The 16,769-nt window shown below is 65.1% G+C and carries 14 protein-coding genes and 1 pseudogene; 11 read left to right on the plus strand and 4 right to left on the minus strand.

All coding sequences use genetic code 11. From position 1 onward, the window contains the following. Nucleotides 1-54 precede the first annotated feature (54 nt). Nucleotides 55-2,589, minus strand: a complete 2,535-nt coding sequence (locus tag BMIN_RS02280; RefSeq protein WP_022861330.1) for a sensor histidine kinase — start codon at nt 2,587-2,589, stop codon at nt 55-57. Between the two features lie 250 nt (nt 2,590-2,839). Here BMIN_RS02280 and BMIN_RS02285 point away from each other — a divergent pair, with 250 nt between their 5' ends. Both BMIN_RS02285 and proC read left to right on the plus strand, forming a co-directional pair. Beyond that, nucleotides 2,840-4,195: an alpha/beta fold hydrolase gene (locus BMIN_RS02285; RefSeq protein WP_051913484.1), complete on the plus strand. Its 1,356-nt coding sequence runs from the start codon at nt 2,840-2,842 to the stop codon at nt 4,193-4,195. 215 nt (nt 4,196-4,410) lie between these two features. Next, nucleotides 4,411-5,205, plus strand: a complete 795-nt coding sequence (gene proC, locus BMIN_RS02290) for a pyrroline-5-carboxylate reductase (protein ID WP_026647500.1) — start codon at nt 4,411-4,413, stop codon at nt 5,203-5,205. 114 nt (nt 5,206-5,319) lie between these two features. Here proC and BMIN_RS08870 read toward each other — a convergent pair whose 3' ends face one another. After that, entirely contained in the window at nt 5,320-5,487 is a 168-nt protein-coding gene (locus tag BMIN_RS08870; protein ID WP_238565587.1) for a hypothetical protein, read from the minus strand. Nucleotides 5,488-5,617: 130 nt separating this feature from the next. Beyond that, nucleotides 5,618-6,118 (minus strand): annotated as a pseudogene (locus BMIN_RS09160) (LysE family transporter); the annotation flags it as partial. Between the two features lie 664 nt (nt 6,119-6,782). Between BMIN_RS09160 and BMIN_RS02300 the strand changes: the two are divergent. The 7 genes from BMIN_RS02300 to BMIN_RS02335 all read left to right on the plus strand — a co-directional run bounded on the left by BMIN_RS02300 (nt 6,783) and on the right by BMIN_RS02335 (nt 12,898). Further along, nucleotides 6,783-8,297, plus strand: a complete 1,515-nt coding sequence (locus BMIN_RS02300) for an aminotransferase-like domain-containing protein (RefSeq protein ID WP_022861335.1) — start codon at nt 6,783-6,785, stop codon at nt 8,295-8,297. A gap of 10 nt (nt 8,298-8,307) precedes the next feature. Next, nucleotides 8,308-9,396: a redox-regulated ATPase YchF gene (ychF, locus tag BMIN_RS02305; protein ID WP_026647501.1), complete on the plus strand. Its 1,089-nt coding sequence runs from the start codon at nt 8,308-8,310 to the stop codon at nt 9,394-9,396. Nucleotides 9,397-9,634: 238 nt separating this feature from the next. Next, nucleotides 9,635-9,958: a DsrE family protein gene (locus tag BMIN_RS08785; protein ID WP_022861338.1), complete on the plus strand. Its 324-nt coding sequence runs from the start codon at nt 9,635-9,637 to the stop codon at nt 9,956-9,958. Nucleotides 9,959-9,986: 28 nt separating this feature from the next. Next, nucleotides 9,987-10,676 carry a mismatch-specific DNA-glycosylase gene (locus BMIN_RS02320; protein ID WP_022861339.1) on the plus strand — a complete coding sequence of 230 codons (690 nt, stop codon included), beginning with the start codon at nt 9,987-9,989 and terminating at the stop codon, nt 10,674-10,676. A 79-nt stretch (nt 10,677-10,755) separates the two neighbouring features. Further along, on the plus strand, nt 10,756-11,559 hold the full coding sequence (locus BMIN_RS02325) for an AAC(3) family N-acetyltransferase (protein ID WP_022861340.1): 804 nt from the start codon (nt 10,756-10,758) through the stop codon (nt 11,557-11,559). Nucleotides 11,560-11,709: 150 nt separating this feature from the next. After that, nucleotides 11,710-12,237 carry a YbaK/EbsC family protein gene (locus BMIN_RS02330; RefSeq protein ID WP_022861341.1) on the plus strand — a complete coding sequence of 176 codons (528 nt, stop codon included), beginning with the start codon at nt 11,710-11,712 and terminating at the stop codon, nt 12,235-12,237. 208 nt (nt 12,238-12,445) lie between these two features. Beyond that, the gene (locus tag BMIN_RS02335; protein ID WP_026647503.1) at nt 12,446-12,898 is read left to right on the plus strand and encodes an Hsp20/alpha crystallin family protein; all 453 of its coding nucleotides are present in this window, start codon (nt 12,446-12,448) and stop codon (nt 12,896-12,898) included. A 201-nt stretch (nt 12,899-13,099) separates the two neighbouring features. Here BMIN_RS02335 and BMIN_RS02340 read toward each other — a convergent pair whose 3' ends face one another. Then, nucleotides 13,100-13,933, minus strand: a complete 834-nt coding sequence (locus tag BMIN_RS02340; protein WP_152595198.1) for a hypothetical protein — start codon at nt 13,931-13,933, stop codon at nt 13,100-13,102. Between the two features lie 475 nt (nt 13,934-14,408). Between BMIN_RS02340 and BMIN_RS02345 the strand changes: the two genes are divergently transcribed. Together BMIN_RS02345 and BMIN_RS02350 are read left to right on the plus strand one after the other, a co-directional pair. After that, nucleotides 14,409-15,236 (plus strand): histidine phosphatase family protein, encoded by an 828-nt coding sequence (locus tag BMIN_RS02345; protein ID WP_022861345.1) that lies wholly within the window; start codon nt 14,409-14,411, stop codon nt 15,234-15,236. 178 nt (nt 15,237-15,414) lie between these two features. Then, nucleotides 15,415-16,692, plus strand: a complete 1,278-nt coding sequence (locus tag BMIN_RS02350) for a uracil-xanthine permease family protein (protein ID WP_022861346.1) — start codon at nt 15,415-15,417, stop codon at nt 16,690-16,692. Nucleotides 16,693-16,769 lie beyond the last annotated feature (77 nt).

Raw genomic sequence — 16,769 nt, forward strand, 5'->3', positions numbered from 1 at the left:
GCAGAGACATCGGATGCCGTCCTCGCGGGGTCGGACGGCATCCTTGCGAGAAGGTCACGATTCCTTTCTGAGCTGGTCGTCGAGCGGCGCGGCGGGGGAGAGCCTTGGTCCGGTCTCGGTCCGGCCTTGCGTGGACGCGCCACCCGTGTCGCGCAGCACGCCCAGCAGCTTTCTCATCTGGGACAGGGCCTTACGCCCGCGCTCGCCGATGGCCGAGAAGGACCGCTCGATCAGCTGGGGATCGGGATCCGTATGCGCGCGACGGGCCTCATCCAGCAGGTCGATGCCATGGTCGGCCTCGTCTATCACCCCCGTGAGCGCCTCGCGTATCTGCGATCTGATGGACGAGCCTATGCGCTCGCGCTCGATGTTGGCGGCCAGAATCCGCTGCTCGCGCCTTTCGATTTCCAACGCCTCCTGACGGGCGCTCAGAACCAGCGCGTTGGTTCCGCTCGATCGCGACCAACGGGCCATCGCGATGGTGGCGAGGCACGCCATCATCACCGTCACGAAGGATGTGATGAGACTCGCCATCACGCCCGTAAGGCTCAATGATGTGGTCGTCGTGTTCCGGTTCAGAATGATCAGATCGATGATGGTCGAATATCCCATGGATCCCGCCGTGGCCTTGACCGCGAACAGGACCGCGTTGATGATGGCCGCCACGGACGTCCACCGCCAGGCCTTGTCCCGGCCATAGAGATTCGCCGAATACAGGGACAGCAGGGCGATGATGTTGAAGAAGAGGACGTGCGGGAACACGATCAGCTGGAGGGCGCACACGGTGGCGATGATCGCGGCGCTTGTCTCCGGGAAGCGGCGCCGAACGCAGAGGGGAAGAAGAAGCGTCGTCACCATCAGGGAATCGGCTCCGTCTCCTTGCGTGGACGCGAAGTCCATCGCGTACCCCGATCCCATGAGCACATATCCGGAAGGTGGAAGGAAACCGATGAGGACAATCGCCGCCAGCGTTCCCAGCATGTCCATGAACCAGTAATGGCGCTGGGTCCATCGTGAAAGTCTCTCCACGCCGTTGGCGCGGATCCGGCCGCGGGGATCATCAGTGGTGCCATCTGGTCTTGGGACGGAATCGGACCTGGCGGTGCTGTCACGCTCGGAGATGCCGTGGGGGTCGTCGAGAGCCATGACGTTGCGTTTGGCGTCGATGGCGCCACGCGTGAGGCGGGTGAGGAGGGAGTGCGCGCGATTCAGCGGCGAACGTAGAGGTGTCATCGACGTTCCGTCCGCGGAGGAATGGCCGCCGTCGGATGCGCCGGGACCGTCGTGGTGGGTGAGCGGCATGGCCGCGGAGTAGGGGACGGAGGCTTGGACCTCGAATCCTCCCTGATTCCGGGGGCCCGCGTCAACGGTTCCATGCACTGCCTCGATCCGCTCGCGCATGCCCATCAGACCGTATCCGGGTTTGTGGCCATCCCGCGAGGACGAGGTGCCCCTTCCGTCGTCGATGATGTCCACGCGCAATCCATCGTCCGTCCAGGTCTCCCGTATGGTCACGCGCACATCCGGACCCGCGTATTTGCGGACGTTCGTCAGCGCCTCCTGGACCACCCGGTACATCGCCGTGCTCGCCGTCGGGTCAAGCCGCTCCGTGGCGGGTGTTCCCTCGACGATTCTGCCGATCGTCAGGCTTCCGGCGGACGCCTGACGCGCCTGCTCGATCACGTCCGCGACATGCGTGTAGTCGCAGTCGTGGGACCCGCCGAACACGCCGAGGAGGATGGTCATATCATGCAGGGCGCGGCGCGATTCGTGCCGTATGTTCTCCATGGACTCCCGTGCCAAGGCCGGATCGTGCACGCCGGCGTAGCGTCCCCCGTCAGCCTGGACGATGATGATCGACAGCGTATGGGCGACCACGTCATGCATATCGCGGGCGATCCGGGCCCTTTCGGCGCTGGCGGCGTTGCGGCTGCTCTCCTCCTCGCTGGCGGCCAGAGCGTCATTGCGTTCGGCGATCATGCGTGCCGTCTGAAGGCGCGCGCGTTGCCAGTAGGCGAGGGTGACCGCGGAGAGCAGGCAGACCGCGATGACGCCGTACCCCCACAGGAGGTTCAGGCCTAGCGTCCGGGCGCATCCTGCGTCGATCGACATCGACCATGCCGTGGGGCACTGCTGGACCGCGGCGACGTCGAGATCGGTGAGCACGGGCCATGCGGATCCCGCGATGTTCGTCCATGAGGTCACGACTATGGCGAGGAAGCCCATGATGAACGCCGTGAGGATGAAGCGGCGCGTGTGCCGTGGACTCCCATAGACGATCACCGAGTACAGCATCACCAGCGACAGGGAGTCCGTGAGGGTCAGGGACGGGCCCAGGATGAGCTGGAGGATGGCGATGACGATGAAGGCCACGGCGGCCTGATCGGGGCTGCGGCGGCGCCAGATGGCGGGGAGGATGACGGCCCCGGACCACAGCGACATCCAGAGGAAGGATGAGTACGAGAACAGCAGTCCGTTGCTTTGCGCGTTCATGGCAAGTGAGAGCAGCAAAACGGCGATGGCCAGGGCTCCGTCCGCGATGATGGTGTGCGAGTGCAGCCATCCAGCCGATCGTCCTATCGTTCCCATGCCGTCTAGGCTAGCGTCAATGCGTCCGCGTTCCCCGCAGTGGGTGTTGGCGGGTGTCGGGGGTGTCGAGGGTGTTGTCTGAGGTGGGCGGTGGCCGAGGAGGCGACGAGGCGACGAGGTGCGGGGTCGGCGGGACGCGGGACGTCAGGGATGCGGGGTGCTGCGTGATGTCCGCGCCGGAGGCTGTCATGGGAATGCCGTGTGCGCCGTTGGCGCCCGGATGCGATTCCTCGTGGAAAGGCAAGGATCTATGACTCGTCTCGCGCACTATTACATTCCTGGTGTGGACGTGGAGGACCATCGGATCGAGGTCCCTCTGGACTGGCGGGGGAACGTTCCGGGACGGGGTTTCTCGGGAGAAAGCATCGGTCTGTTCTATCGCGTGCTGACCGCTCCGGACAGGATCAATGACGATCTGCCGCTTCTGGTGTTCCTCCAAGGGGGGCCCGGTGGCTCATGCCCGCGTCCGACGTCGCCGTCCAGCGATGGATGGATCGCCGAGGCCATCCGCCATTTCCGTGTCGTTCTTCCGGACCAGCGAGGAACCGGTAGATCAAGCCGGATCGACTCGCATGTGATGGCGCGTCTGGGATCCGCGGATCGTCAGGCGGAGTATCTGAAACGATTCCTCGCGGATTCCATCGTGCGGGACGTGGAGCATCTGCGGCTGACCGGGTTCGGGGGGCGCCGGTGGGTCTCGCTGGGGCAGAGCTATGGCGGGTTCCTCACGCTGACCTATCTGTCCCTGTTCCCCGAGGGACTCGCCGCGTGCTTCACAACCGGGGGGATCCCGCATGTGCCGTCCGACGCCGAGGACCTCTACCGGCACACGTTCCCCAAGATGGTGTCCAAAACGCGGCAGTACTACGCCCGCTATCCGCAGGACGTGGATCGTGTCGCCGCAGTGGCCGATCATGTAGCGTCCGAGGATGTCCGGATGCCCAACGGGGATCGTCTCACCGTCGAACGGCTGCAGACGCTGGGATCGGATTTCGGGATGAAACCGAGCTTCGAGCGCCTGCACTGGCTTATGGACGAGGCCTTCGTGGATGGTGCCGGCGAGGCGACGGCGCGTGGTGATCTGTCGGACGAGTTCCTCGATGGCGTGATGCGGGCGACGTCCTCGCGTCCTTTGTACTGGCCCCTTCAGGAGTTCATATACGCCGACGGCGAGCTGGACCGTCCGCTGCGTTGGGCAGCCGACAGGGTTCGTCGGTCCATGCCCGTCTTCTCGCCGGACGGTCGCCCGCTGATGTTCACGGGGGAGGCGGTTTTCCCCTGGATGTTCGAGCAGGAGTCGGCTCTTCGTCCCTTTGCTGCGGCCGTCGGCATGCTGATGGAGGATACGCGCTTCGGGAGGCTTTACGATCCCGAGAGGCTTCGTGGCAATGAGGTCCCGCTTCAGTCCGCGGTGTACGTCGACGACATGTATGTGCCGAGCGATCTGCAGCTTGACACGCTTTCACGCGTCGGCAACTCCCATTATTGGGCGACCAACGAGTTCGAGCATGATGGCGTGCATGGCGACGCGGTGTTCCGCCGCCTCTATCAGGAGGCTCGTGGACAGGGGGGATCTCGCCGGAGTCCTGTAGCGGGTGGCCCGTAGCGGATGGACGGTGGCCATGCCTCGTGGGGACGTTTCGATGTGGGCGTCTGGTCTACGATGGAGGCGGTCGTGACGTCGGTGGCGAGGTATGGAGCCGCCGCGGCATGGCGGGTATCGTGATGGTGCAGTATCGAGGCTCCGGTTGATGCGTCGGTGGATTGTCAGAATGAATCGTCGGAATCGCCGGATTGTTGACGGAAGGCGGGATGGGTCTTATGGCGGAGGACGTCACCATCGGTTTCATCGGATATGGGAACATGGCCCAGGGCGTGGCCCAGGGCCTGGTGGATCAGGGGGTTGTGGATGGAGGACGCATCGTCGCGTGCGCCGTCCATCCCGACAAGCTGCGCGAGTCGACGGCGCGGATCGGGGCGAGGGCTCTCGCCAATGCCGAGGAGGTCGTCGCGGCCGCGGACGTGGTCGTCGTCGCGGTGAAGCCCACGGTGGTGGCTTCGGCGATTGACGGCGTCGAATCCGCATTGTCGGATCCGGATCGCATGGTCGTGTCCATCGTCAGCGGCTGGCGTCTTGACGATTATCGGAAGGTGCTGGGCGCGGATGCGCATGTGCAGTGCGCGATTCCCAACACCCCCATAGCCGTGGGGCAGGGCGTGCTCATCGCCGAGACCGCGAACACGCTGACGGACGCGCAGTCCGGGCTGTTCGAGCGGCTGTTCTCTCCGGTGGCCCTGATCGAGCGCGTCGATTCCGACCATCTCGACGTCGCGACGGTTCTTGCGGGATGCGCTCCCGCCTTCGCCGAGATGTTCCTCGAGGCTCTGGCCGACGGCGGAGTCGAGTTCGGGCTTCCCCGTGCGACCTCGTATCGTCTGGCCGCGAAGATGATGGAGGGGACGGGCGCCCTGCACATAGCCACCGGTCAGCATCCCGGGGCCATGAAGGACGCCGTGTGCTCGCCGGGAGGAACCACCATCCGGGGCGTGTCGGCGTTGGAGAAGGCCGGGTTCCGGGGCGCGATCATATCCGCCGTGGAGGCCATCCAGGGCTGAACGATTCCGGAATACGGCTGGAATACGATCCCACGGCTGATCGGTGCCGCGCCGGGGCGTCGGGCGGTCGGATTCCGATGGGCGGTCGGCACGGCGGCGGACCCAAGGATGGACTCAGATCGGCATCATCCCGAGGAACTGAATGATCAGATGAAGGCCGTAGGCCATCATCACCGCGGCGCATGCCACGTTGAGGATGGTGGTGGCGGTGCCGCTGATGCGGTCTCCGACAAGCATCATGGACACGGTCAGGACGCTGAACCACAGACATGACGCCAGCATGATGCCGAGAAGGAAAGCCGGGGCCTGAGACGCGACAACGTCGAGCGGAAGGCTCCAAGCATAAGGTCCCGTCGATGATGGCCTGCGGATTGCACCAGGTGACGGCGAATCCGGCCGCGACGGTCGACGCCATCCATGAGGCGCGCGGATGGCGTTTCGCCCACGCGGAGGAGGTGGCCGTCGCAGGCCTGCCCGACCGCCATGACCACCGTCGGGACGTCGGAGCGGTTGCCGGCGAGATGGAGTCCGTGTCCGCGCCGTCTTCTGAGGCGACGCATTCCACGGCAGTGCTCCGACGGTCCGCATGACGGTGAGGGCCGCGGTTTCGTGGTGCGCGGAGGCTGCTGCATGCCAGGACCACGCCCATGACGATCACCAGAAGACCACCGAGAAGTCTGACGGCTGCCTCCAGCCCGCTGTGCCGCTCGAGGACCACGCCCATTCCCCAGAAGGCCGATGCGGAGAGGGAAAGGTCGAAGAGCAGGACGACGACCATTGCGGCGAAAGCCCTGCGTCGCGACTGCCGCAGCGCCGAATTTGCGAGGTACATGTTCTCCACGCCGATGGGCGCCACGTATGCCAGGCCCATGCCAAGCCCCTGCGCGAGGGGGAGAATGATGATCGGATCCATGTCTGTCTCTTGTCCCTGTTCCTTGCCCGTTTCCTACGTTCCTGCGTCCGTCGTTCTTGGCCGGGACGACGCTGACGCGCCTCGCAGATGGGCCGTCCTCCAATTCCGCGCATATCCGTGAGTCCGTCGTGCGCTCGTGCTCCCGCGCCTCGCAGATGGGCCGTCCTCCAATTCCGCGCATATCCGTGAGTCCGTCGTGCGCTCGTGCTCCCGCGCCTTACGGGCTGTCGCCCGAACGCGCCTCCGCGTGGTCGAGGTCCCTGCATGGCCGGCCATCCGCATAAGTGGAAACCAGCCAAAACGACGCCTTCTGACATGCGTCCGGCATCGCAGAAACATCAGCGAGAAGGACGTTTCCGCGATATCTGATGTATTCTCTGTGAAGAGAGTCTATGAGAATCACGACGATCCGCATCCAGCCAAAAACCGTGTGGGAGCCATCCAAGACCGCGAACCAGGGTGGAGGCGGAGGACCAGCGCGAAGATCCAGTACGGAACTCAGACCATGCTGGAGATCATGCATGACGTGCCATCCACCGTTCCGTGGACGCGTTGCGGACACGCTTCGGCGGTGGGGCGTGGCGGTCGGCGGCCGTGCCATCGTGTGGTGTGGTGTTGGCCGCGCGTCGTTTCGCGTGCCGTGTCGTACGTCGAGGAGGCGATGATGCCATATTCCGATGGGCCGGCGGATGAGGACTGGGCGTCCTGGACGCCCGACCGATCGTCATCCGTGCCCCTGACCGAGCAGGTCGTGGACATGGTGCGTTCGCGCGTCGCCCAGGGGCGGTGGGGCATAGGGACCACTCTTCCCTCGCAGCGGGAGATGGCCCGCCGCTTCAACCTCAACCGCAGCACCATAGGCCAGGCGATGAGGGATCTCGCGGCTTTGGGAATCGTGGATGGACGACGTGGGGGCGGAACCACCGTCGTCGGGAACACCTGGTCCACCCTTCTGCCGCGGTCGTTGGACTGGACGGGATACGTCTCCTCCGGGTCGTTCCGTGCCAACAGCTCCGTGATCCAGCGCATCAACAGTCTCGAATTCGAGTCCGGCATGATCCGTCTGGGAACCGGTGAGCCCGATCCACGCCTGTTCCCCCGTGATATGTGGACGGCGGCCTCGGCGTCGGTTATGGAGCGCATCCCGTCCCTGGGATATCCCGAGCCAAGAGGACTGCTGGGGTTGCGCGAGGCGCTGTGCGCGAGACTGGTCGACGTCGGGATCGACGCCACGCCATCGCGCATGCTCATCACATCGGGGGCGCTGCAGGCGCTGCAGCTCGTATCCGTGTGCCTGCTCAAACCGGGGTCGTTCGTGTATACGGAGGAGCCGTCATACGTCAAATCGCTTCAGGTGTTTCCCTCTGCTGGCATGACGCTGCGGGGGATCCCGATGGACGCCGACGGACTCGACGTGAGGGCGCTGGAGCGTATCCTGTCGTCCCAAAGCAGGCCGTCGATCCTGTATACGATCCCCACCAATCACAATCCCACCGGCGTGACCATGACCGCGCGCCGCAGAGCCGACCTCATGGAGCTGTGCTCGCGGTATCGGCTGCCGATCATCGAGGACGCGGCCTATGAGGAGCTGTGCGACGGGCCCCGCCCGCGATCCCTCAAATCCCTGGACAGCACCGACAGCGTGATCTACGTGGGAACGGCGTCGAAGTCCCTGGCGCCGGGACTGCGCGTGGGATGGGTCGTGGCGCCCGAGGCGATCGTCGCGAGGCTGGGTGACGTCAAGATGCAGATGGACTATGGCGCGAGCGCCGTGTCTCAATGGCTGCTGGCGGAACTGCTGCGCGACGGGTCGTACGACCGGTGGCTCGGCGTTCTGACCCGTGAGCTGCATAGGCGCAGGATGGCGGCGCTGGAGGTTCTCAGACGGCGGTGCCGGAGTCTGGCGACGTGGAATCTTCCGCACGGCGGATTCTACATCTGGATGACGCTCAACCATCAGCTCGACATGACCGAGCTCTTCCATCGCGCCGCCGACGCCGGGGTGCTGCTCAATCCCGGTGACCTGTATGACTACCGGTCCACGCGCAGTCTGAGGATGTCCTTCGCGTATGCGAAGCCGGAGGAGTTCGACCTGGGAGTGGCCAGAATCGTCGACATAGTACGGGACATGGCCGCGACGGATGACGGGCGGAGATCATCTCGTCCCGGTCGGCCGTAGACTGGAGGGCATGTCCCTCACCATCGGAATCGTTGGGCTGCCCAATGTCGGCAAGTCCACCATGTTTAACGCATTGACCAGAAACAACGTCCTCGCGGAGAACTATCCCTTCGCCACCATCGAGCCGAACACCGGCGTGGTTCCGCTTCCCGACGACCGGCTTCCCGTGCTCGCCGAGCTGGTGCATACGGAGAAGATCGTTCCCGCCACCGTGACGTTCGTCGACATCGCGGGAATCGTCAAGGGCGCGTCGCAGGGGGAGGGGCTGGGGAACAAGTTCCTCGCCAACATCCGCGAGGCCGACGCCATCTGCGAGGTCGTGAGGGCCTTCGACGACGACGACATCGTGCACGTCAACGGCCATGTCGACCCGGCCGACGACGTGGACACCATCAACACCGAGCTCATCCTCGCCGACCTGCAGACGATCGAGGGCGCCCTTCCCAAACTGGAGAAGGACCTTCGCGGAGGAAAGATCACGGCCGGCCATCTGGACGCCGTCGGCAGGGCCAGGACGATTCTGGAGTCCGGCGAGACGATCGACCACGCCGCCGCCGAGGGGAGGATAGACAAGACCGAACTAGCCGACCTCCATCTCATGACCGCCAAGCCGTTCATCTACGTCTTCAACGTCGACGACTCGCAGCTCACCGACGATGGCCTCAAGGCGCGTCTCAGCGAATCCGTCGCGCCCGCTCCCGCCATCTTCCTCAACGCGCAGTTCGAATCGGATCTCACCGACCTCGACGAGGCCGACGCCCGCGAGATGCTGCAGGACGCGGGGCTTGCGGAGTCGGGACTCGACCAGCTGGCGCGCGTGGGATTCGACGTCCTAGGTCTGCAGACCTTCCTGACGGCCGGTCCCAAGGAGGTGCGCGCCTGGCAGATCCATCAGGGGTGGACGGCTCCGCAGGCGGCGGGCGTGATCCACACGGACTTCGAGAAGGGCTTCATCAAGGCGGAGGTCGTGTCGTACGACGACTTCGTCGCGGCCAAGGGGTCCATGGCGGCGATCAAGGAGCAGGGACGGCTGCGCCTCGAGGGACGCGACTACGTCATGCAGCCCGGCGACATCGTGGAGTTTAGGTTCAACGTTTAGCGTCGCCGGGCCGGAAAAGGGAGATTTCGCCGCCGATGCCGCGCATCGCGCCAGCCGCGTCGAACCCCAGCACGCCGATTCCCTTGGGAGGGGAGGAACGTCGCACCTTCACATCCACCGGGTTCACCGACACCGCTCCGACCGCGACAAGGAGGACGCGCGGCGGACGTCCTCCGCCGTCCGTCGTGGCCGTGAGGCATCGTGGTCTCGACGGATGTCTCCGACGAAAGGACCGCAGATGAACGACGCGCGAACCGTCATACTCCATGCCTCGCAGAACCCGCATGACGTGACGAGGGCGGTGAATTCGGCGCGGCATCTGCACGCCGCGCATCCTGAGCTTGACGTGCGCGTCATCGTCAACGGCTCGGCGCTTGATGGTCTTCTCGCGTCCGGCGCCCCATCCGCGCCTGACGGCGTGCGCGTGCAGGCCTGCGCCGTGGGGCTCGGAAAGCGCGGAGCGGACGCCGACGCACTGCCGCGAGGGGTGGAGACCGTCCCGGGGGCGATCACCACCATCGTCGAGGCGGAGCTTGCCGGAGCGGTCTACGTCCGCATCTGAGGCGTCCACGCGCGATTCTCGCCGGAGGGTGTCTTCCGGGAAGCGGACGACCGCCTATGCGGTTCCCCGCCGCCCGTCGCCGCTGGGCGGGCGGCGGCCGACGAAGGACGACATCGATTCCCTGAGACGGGACCCGCGGGGCGGGGTGGATGACGTCCTGCCCGCGGACGGCTCCTCTCCTCGGCTGCTCATCGTCGGCATCAATCCCGGCCTGTGGACCGCGGCCGTCAACGCGCCCTTCGCCCATCCCGGCAACCGCTTCTGGCTGTCCCTTGACCGCGCCGGCATCACTGACGGACTCGTCGACGTCTCCCGTGGGATGAGCCCGGAGCAGGCCGATATGCTCGTGCGGCGCGGCGTCGCCATGACGAATCTCGTGGCCCGGCCGACCGCCCGCGCCGACGAGCTGGGCCGCGAGGACCTGCGGACCGGGGGAGAACGGCTTGTGCGGCGCGTCGCGGCCATGCGGCCACGGACCGTCGCCATCGTCGGGATCACCGCCTTCCGCACGGCGTTCCGCCGTCCGCATGCCCGTCTGGGGCTTCAGGGGACGGACGGAATCGCCGGTTGGCCTCCGGACGTCGCCCTCTGGGTCGTTCCCCAGCCCAGCGGGCTTAACGCCCATGAGACGGTGGACTCGCTGGCGGCGAAATGGCGTGAGGTGTGGGGGATGACCCGGACGGATTCCGCACGGAGGAGCCAGCGCACCGGGGCATGACATCCGTGTTCTCCTGCGTCAAGCGAAACGAGGGATGTGACGTGGTGGACATGCCGTCGGCATCGTCTATGGTTGACCCATGCAGTTGATGACGCGAGACGACATCGTCGGAGATCTCCGCGCGCTGGGCGTCCGAGAGGGCATGGTACTGCTCGTGCATGTATCGATGTCCCGTATCGGTCCCGTGGTCGGCGGTGAGCAGACCATGGCCGAGGCCCTGCTTGAGGCGGTCGGTGAGACGGGGACGCTGGTCATGCCTTCGCAGTCATGGCAGCTGTGCGATCCCGCCTATCTCGCGGATTCGTCGGTATCGTCAGCTCAGTGGCCGACGATCCGCGGGAACCTGCCGGCCTACGACCCGGCCGTCACGCCGACGCGCACGATGGGGAGAACGGCCGAACTGTTCCGCACCATGCCGGAAGTGCTGAGAAGCTCTCATCCCCATCGCTCCTTCGCCGCTCGAGGGCCTTTGGCCGAACGCGTCCTCGCCGTGCACGATCTGGACGATCCGGTCGGTGAGAGATCGCCGCTCAGCGCCATCGAGGCGTGCAACGGATGGTCGCTTCTCATCGGGGTGGGATACGAGAAATGCACCATGCTCCATCTCGCCGAGCATCGCAGCGGGACCCTTCGCCGGGTCGTTCGCAACGGGGCTCCGCTGCTGGTCGATGGGCGACGTCGATGGGTGGCGTTCGATGAACACATCGTCCATGACGAGGACTTCCCCGATGTCGGGCGTGCCTTCGCGCAGGAGACGGGGCTTGAGCGCTCGGGGCACGTCGGGTCGGCGGTCTCCCGACTCGTTCCCGATTCCGAGCTTGTCCGTTTCGCGTCGGCATGGTTTCGCAGGCACAGGATGCCTTCCGCGGGCGCGTACCAATGAGATTCGTTCGCCGTGGGGTTCACCCCGTGTTCACCATGATGGTCGTCGTCCGACATGCGTCCGACATCCGCGGGTAACGGCGTGCGTCTAGCCTCGCTGTGGTCATGCGGAGGAGAAGGAATCCCCCGCCCGGCGGGAAGGCGGAGGCATATGGCACGCGTCGCGGGGCTTACGCAGGGGCAGCGGCTCACCGAGGAGCAGCGCAGAATACTCGACAATCCACGGGTCCGCCGCGTGGCCGGCGTCCTCGCCGACGAGCGGGTCGTCGGTCCGATCATCGCTCTGCACGAGTCGGCACGCACCGCCGCGGAGGCCGCCGCGGCCTGTAGCTGTGACATCGGCGCCATCGCCAATAGCCTCATCTTCCGATGCGATGACCGGCCGCTGCTCATCCTCACCTCCGGTGCGCATCGTGTCGACGTGAAGAAGGTGCAGAGGCAGCTCGGCCGCGGGCATCTTCATCGGGCCGACGCCGACTACGTCCTTCAGGTCACCGGGCAGGTGATCGGGGGAGTGGCCCCCGTCGGCCATCCCGACCACATCGAGACGATCGTGGACACGGCGCTCGCGGGCTATCCCGCGATATGGGCCGATGCGGGCCATCCGCATGCGCTGTTCCCCACGACATACGAGGAGCTGATCCGCATCACGTCGGGAACGCCCATGCAGGTCGCGTGACCGGTGCCGTTACGGGATCCGTGACGCGCAGCCCGACCTTTCACTCACCTTTCACTCACGGCAAAACGTCGGAATATGCGTCCTCCCGATCTGTTGCTCCAAGTGACGGGACGACGGAAGGCCCGGGGGAGGGCCGTCCGGGGCGCGGCGCGTCAGACTGGCGCGTGTGACGCCGTGGCGTTCCGATGGTTTTCAAGGAGTGTGCATGATGGCTATGTTTCCCGCTGTGATGAATGACTCGATGTTCGCGGATCTGTTCGACGATCCCTTCTTCTCCGGACTGCGCAGCGTCGCATCCAGTGAGTCCTCGTCGCCTACAAGCATGATGAGCACTGACGTCCGCGAGACGGACGGATCGTATGAGGTCGCCATCGATATGCCGGGGTTCAACAAGGATGACATCGCCGTGGAGCTGCATGACGGCTATCTGAGCGTGTCCGCGCATAAGGACGAGAAGCGCGACGACAAGGACAAGGACGGACGGTGGCTTCGTCGCGAACGCTATGTCGGTTCGTGTAGCCGCAGCTTCTACGTCGGTGACGACGTGAAGGATTCGGACGTGAAGGCGTCCTACAAGGACGGGACCCTGTCTCTCAGCGTCGCGAAGGTGACGCCGAAGGCGCAGGTGGAGAACCGTCAGCGCATCGCCATCGAGGGATGACCATGTGACGCATGGTTTCTCGGGCGGCCGGTCTCTCGCGGGATGCCGGTCGGTTGCGGGGTTCGATGTCGGGGGCGTCGCGGAATGGCGACGCCCCCGACATTTTCCTGTTTCCGGATCCGCCGTTTTCCGGATCCGCACCGTTCCCTGATCCGACGACGGTTTCGTGGTTCGGACGGATCGGCCCCGCATGGATGCGCTCTAGTGATGCGGGATGGTGATGACCTCGATGGCCTTTCCGTTCCTTCCCGTGATGGTCACGGTCCCTGGTGAGGGGCTTGACCATGTCAGGGAGAAGGACTTTCTGCCCCCCGGGAAGTTCTCGGTCGTGGTGAGCGTCTTGTCGTCATGGAAGACGGCGGAAGCCGACACGCCCACTCCGAGAACCGACAGAGACACCTTCCATGTGCCCACGGGGGAGCCGTCGCCTTGCGATTTGGGCAGCGTTATGGTCGGCTGCGCTGATCCCAGGATCACTTTGAGTTGGGATGCGGATATCCCCAGAGACGGCATGGTGGCCAGCAGGTTGGTTGCGGTGTCGCCGGTCATGGTGATGTCCGACGCGATGAACGACACCCCATCGCTGGGTCCGGCGGTTTTGCTGAGTGTGGCCGTGATCTTCCCCTCATGACCGGGGAATTCGATGGCGATGGCTCCCTTGGACAGGACCGCCCGGGCCAGAGGACCGTCGCTGCCGGCCATCCGAACGGTGTATGTTCCCTGGACGTCGGCGTCGGCATGCAGATGACGAAGGCGAGGAACTATCAGAATCGCCGCGACGACGAGAGCCGCGACGACGATCAGTGCCAGCGTTGCGGTGAGGATGGGATGGCGTCTTCCCTTGTGCGGCCGATGGTCGGTCCCGGGTTCCCGGGTCGTCTGGGCGCCCACGTCGTCGGTTGTTATGTCTTCGGTTGTTATGTCGCCGGCTGTTGCGTTCGACGCATCGGCGACGGAAGCCGTGTCCATGGCCGTGCCTGCGACCGGTGATGATTCTCCATGGGGGCTGGTCTGGGGGCTGGTCGATGGTGTCATGGTCTCTCTCCTCGCTGCTTTTGTCGTGGATGGCGTTACGGCGTCGTGGCGTTACGGCGTCGTGGCGTCATAACGCCACGATGGCCGCGTACGGTCGGTGGTTCCGACGTGGCTCCGCCGGGTTTCGCGACCTGCCTCGAAACCGGCGTCGACGACCCTTCCTGATGCGGGGGGCTGCTCTCCCCATGCCACGTCTTGCTCTCAACCGCCACGTCTTGCTCTCAACCGCCACGTCTTACTCTCAACCGTGGAGACCGTCAACTGCCATGGAAACCGCCAACTCGCCCATCCTATCCACGATGCCGTCCTTTTCACGATGCCCTCTTTCCCGAGCCCGATTGACGGCCGCGTCCATCGCGCTCCGGCGGCGATGACGGGAAGCGGATCGAGGCACGCGTCATGGTAGCGTCGATGGCGGTTGTCGGCTGGCGGATCGCCGTGAGGGCGGCGCTCGCCGGCGAGAGGAGATGCGACCATGGGTATGCCTTTGAACATGTACGTCATCCGGCACGGCGAGTCGGAGGCGAACGTCATCGTCAAGGCCGGCGAACGCGGCGACGACTCGCTGTTCACGCAGGACAACGTCACGGTTCCCGATCGTTCCTGGAGGCTGACGGCGACGGGTCGAAAGCAGGCCGATTGCATCGGGAGGTGGCTAGTCGCCCAGCAGCAGCTCTTCGACCGCTATCTGGTGTCGCCGTATGTCCGCACGCGTGAGACCGCGGCCACCATGGCGCTTCCCAAGGCCAAATGGGAGGAGACGCGCGTCCTCCGGGAACGGTCGTGGGGCGAGATCAGCACCATCACCCAGCAGGAGTTCCGGACGAACTACGGACGCAACTGGATGTTCAAGCGTACCGACCCGCTGTACTGGCGACCGCCGGCGGGCGAATCCATCGCCGATGTGGCGGAGGATCGCGTGCATAACCTGCTCACGTCGCTCAACCGTCGCGCCGAGGCGGAATCCGTGGTCATCGTCTCCCACGGCGATTTCATGCAGGCTCTGATGCTGACGTTGGAGGATCTGTCGGACGAGGAGTTCCTCCGCCGTGCGGACAGTCCCGACTGGACCATCACCAATTGCACGTGTCTGCACTATTCCCGCATGGATCCGGTGACGGGCCGCACCTCCCGGCGTCTGCGGTGGGAAAGGACCGCCCGGCCGGTTCTGGACGCGGCGACGGGGAAGTGGGAGGTCAGGGTGGAGCCGTGGCGTGAGTTCCAGCGTCCGATGCTGTCCAACGGGGATCTGGTGGACGTCGTCCAATCCGTGGACCCCCATCTTCGGGACTACACCCGCTGAGCGCGGCCCGTCGTTCTTCCGGCCGTGTCGGGCTGATCATGATCCCCGGGCGCGCCGGGCGAGGCCATGGCCGCCGGGCGCTGCGCATGCCCGATACATGGGCTGTGGGGAAACCCGGTACAATGTCCTGCGGCGCGGTGGCGTTGGTCCTCCGCGGAGTTCCAGAAGGAGAAGACGGATGAACGATCTGTTCACGTGGAAACTGCATGGTGATGGCAAGACTTTGAGACCAGGGGAGGTGGTGGAGCCCGATGAGCGTCTCACCTGGGGGCGGACGGCGGGCATAGGAGCCCAGCACGTCATAGCCATGTTCGGCGCGACGTTCCTCGTGCCGATCCTGACGGGGTTCGACCCGTCGACGACATTGTTCTTCACGGCGATGTCGACGGCATTGTTCCTCCTCATCAACAAGAACAAGCTTCCCAGTTATCTGGGAAGCTCTTTTGGTTTTATAGCACCGATCCTTGCGGTGACCACGGCGCATAAGGGCATCGCGGTGGCCAGCTTCGGCATCATGGTCACGGGAATCCTTCTGGCGCTTGTGGGTCTGCTGGTCCATTACGCCGGCGCCAAGTGGATCGACATTATCATGCCGCCGGTGGTCAACGGCGCGATCGTGGGCATCATCGGATTCAACCTTGCGCCGTCCGTGTGGACGAACTTCAAGGCGGCGCCCGACACGGCTCTGGTGACGCTGCTGGCCGTTCTTCTGATCGCCATGCTGTTCCGGGGGCTGCTTGGGCGGCTGAACATCCTTCTGGGCGTTCTGGTCGGATACGCGTATGCCTGCGTTCGTGGCCAGGTCGACTTCGGCGCGGTGTCGAAGGCCGCGTGGATCGGTCTGCCGCAGTTCCATCTTCCCCAGCCGGACTTCTCGATTCTCGGGATGTTCATCCCCGTGGTTCTCGTGCTGGTCGCGGAGAACGTGGGCCATGTCAAGTCGGTGGCGCAGATGACCGGACGCGATTATGACGATCAGATCGGCACGGCCCTGATGGCGGACGGCATCGGCACGGCTTTCGCGGGATTCGGCGGCGGATCGGGAACTACGACCTATGGGGAGAACATCGGGGTCATGGCCTCGACGAAGGTCTATTCGACCGCGGCGTATTGGTGCGCCGCCGGCTTCGCGTTGGTACTCAGCCTCTGCCCGAAGTTCGGCGCCATCATCAACACGATTCCCGCGGGCGTCCTCGGCGGCGTGACGACCCTTCTGTACGGCATGATCGGCATGATCGGCGTGCGCATCTGGGTGGAGAACAAGGTCGATTTCGACAAGCCTCTCAATGTGATGACGGCCGCCGTGGTCATGATCATCGGCATCGCCAACTTCACCTTCGCCTTCTCGGGGATTCAGTTCAACGGCATCGCCATCGGCACCATCGTGGTGCTCGTCATGTACCACGGGCTGCGGGCGATCGGACGGGCCACCGGGGTGGTCTCGAAGGACGACTGATCGCCGCATCGCGTGCCCCCGTGCGGTCGACTCCATGAGCAATGGGGCCGGCCGCCGTCGTTATGGCCGCAGGTTAT

The organism is Bifidobacterium minimum, assembly GCF_000741645.1.
Taxonomy (GTDB): domain Bacteria; phylum Actinomycetota; class Actinomycetes; order Actinomycetales; family Bifidobacteriaceae; genus Bifidobacterium; species Bifidobacterium minimum.

Excerpts from the sequence above, each read along its gene's own strand:
- BMIN_RS02280 (WP_022861330.1), bottom strand. The coding sequence starts at position 2,589 with ATGGGAACGATAGGACGATCGGCTGGATGGCTGCACTCGCACACCATC.
- BMIN_RS02285 (WP_051913484.1), top strand. The coding sequence starts at position 2,840 with ATGACTCGTCTCGCGCACTATTACATTCCTGGTGTGGACGTGGAGGAC.
- proC (WP_026647500.1), top strand. The coding sequence starts at position 4,411 with ATGGCGGAGGACGTCACCATCGGTTTCATCGGATATGGGAACATGGCC.
- BMIN_RS08870 (WP_238565587.1), bottom strand. The coding sequence starts at position 5,487 with ATGCTGGCGTCATGTCTGTGGTTCAGCGTCCTGACCGTGTCCATGATG.
- BMIN_RS02300 (WP_022861335.1), top strand. The coding sequence starts at position 6,783 with ATGCCATATTCCGATGGGCCGGCGGATGAGGACTGGGCGTCCTGGACG.
- ychF (WP_026647501.1), top strand. The coding sequence starts at position 8,308 with ATGTCCCTCACCATCGGAATCGTTGGGCTGCCCAATGTCGGCAAGTCC.
- BMIN_RS08785 (WP_022861338.1), top strand. The coding sequence starts at position 9,635 with ATGAACGACGCGCGAACCGTCATACTCCATGCCTCGCAGAACCCGCAT.
- BMIN_RS02325 (WP_022861340.1), top strand. The coding sequence starts at position 10,756 with ATGCAGTTGATGACGCGAGACGACATCGTCGGAGATCTCCGCGCGCTG.
- BMIN_RS02330 (WP_022861341.1), top strand. The coding sequence starts at position 11,710 with ATGGCACGCGTCGCGGGGCTTACGCAGGGGCAGCGGCTCACCGAGGAG.
- BMIN_RS02335 (WP_026647503.1), top strand. The coding sequence starts at position 12,446 with ATGGCTATGTTTCCCGCTGTGATGAATGACTCGATGTTCGCGGATCTG.
- BMIN_RS02340 (WP_152595198.1), bottom strand. The coding sequence starts at position 13,933 with ATGACACCATCGACCAGCCCCCAGACCAGCCCCCATGGAGAATCATCA.
- BMIN_RS02345 (WP_022861345.1), top strand. The coding sequence starts at position 14,409 with ATGGGTATGCCTTTGAACATGTACGTCATCCGGCACGGCGAGTCGGAG.
- BMIN_RS02350 (WP_022861346.1), top strand. The coding sequence starts at position 15,415 with ATGAACGATCTGTTCACGTGGAAACTGCATGGTGATGGCAAGACTTTG.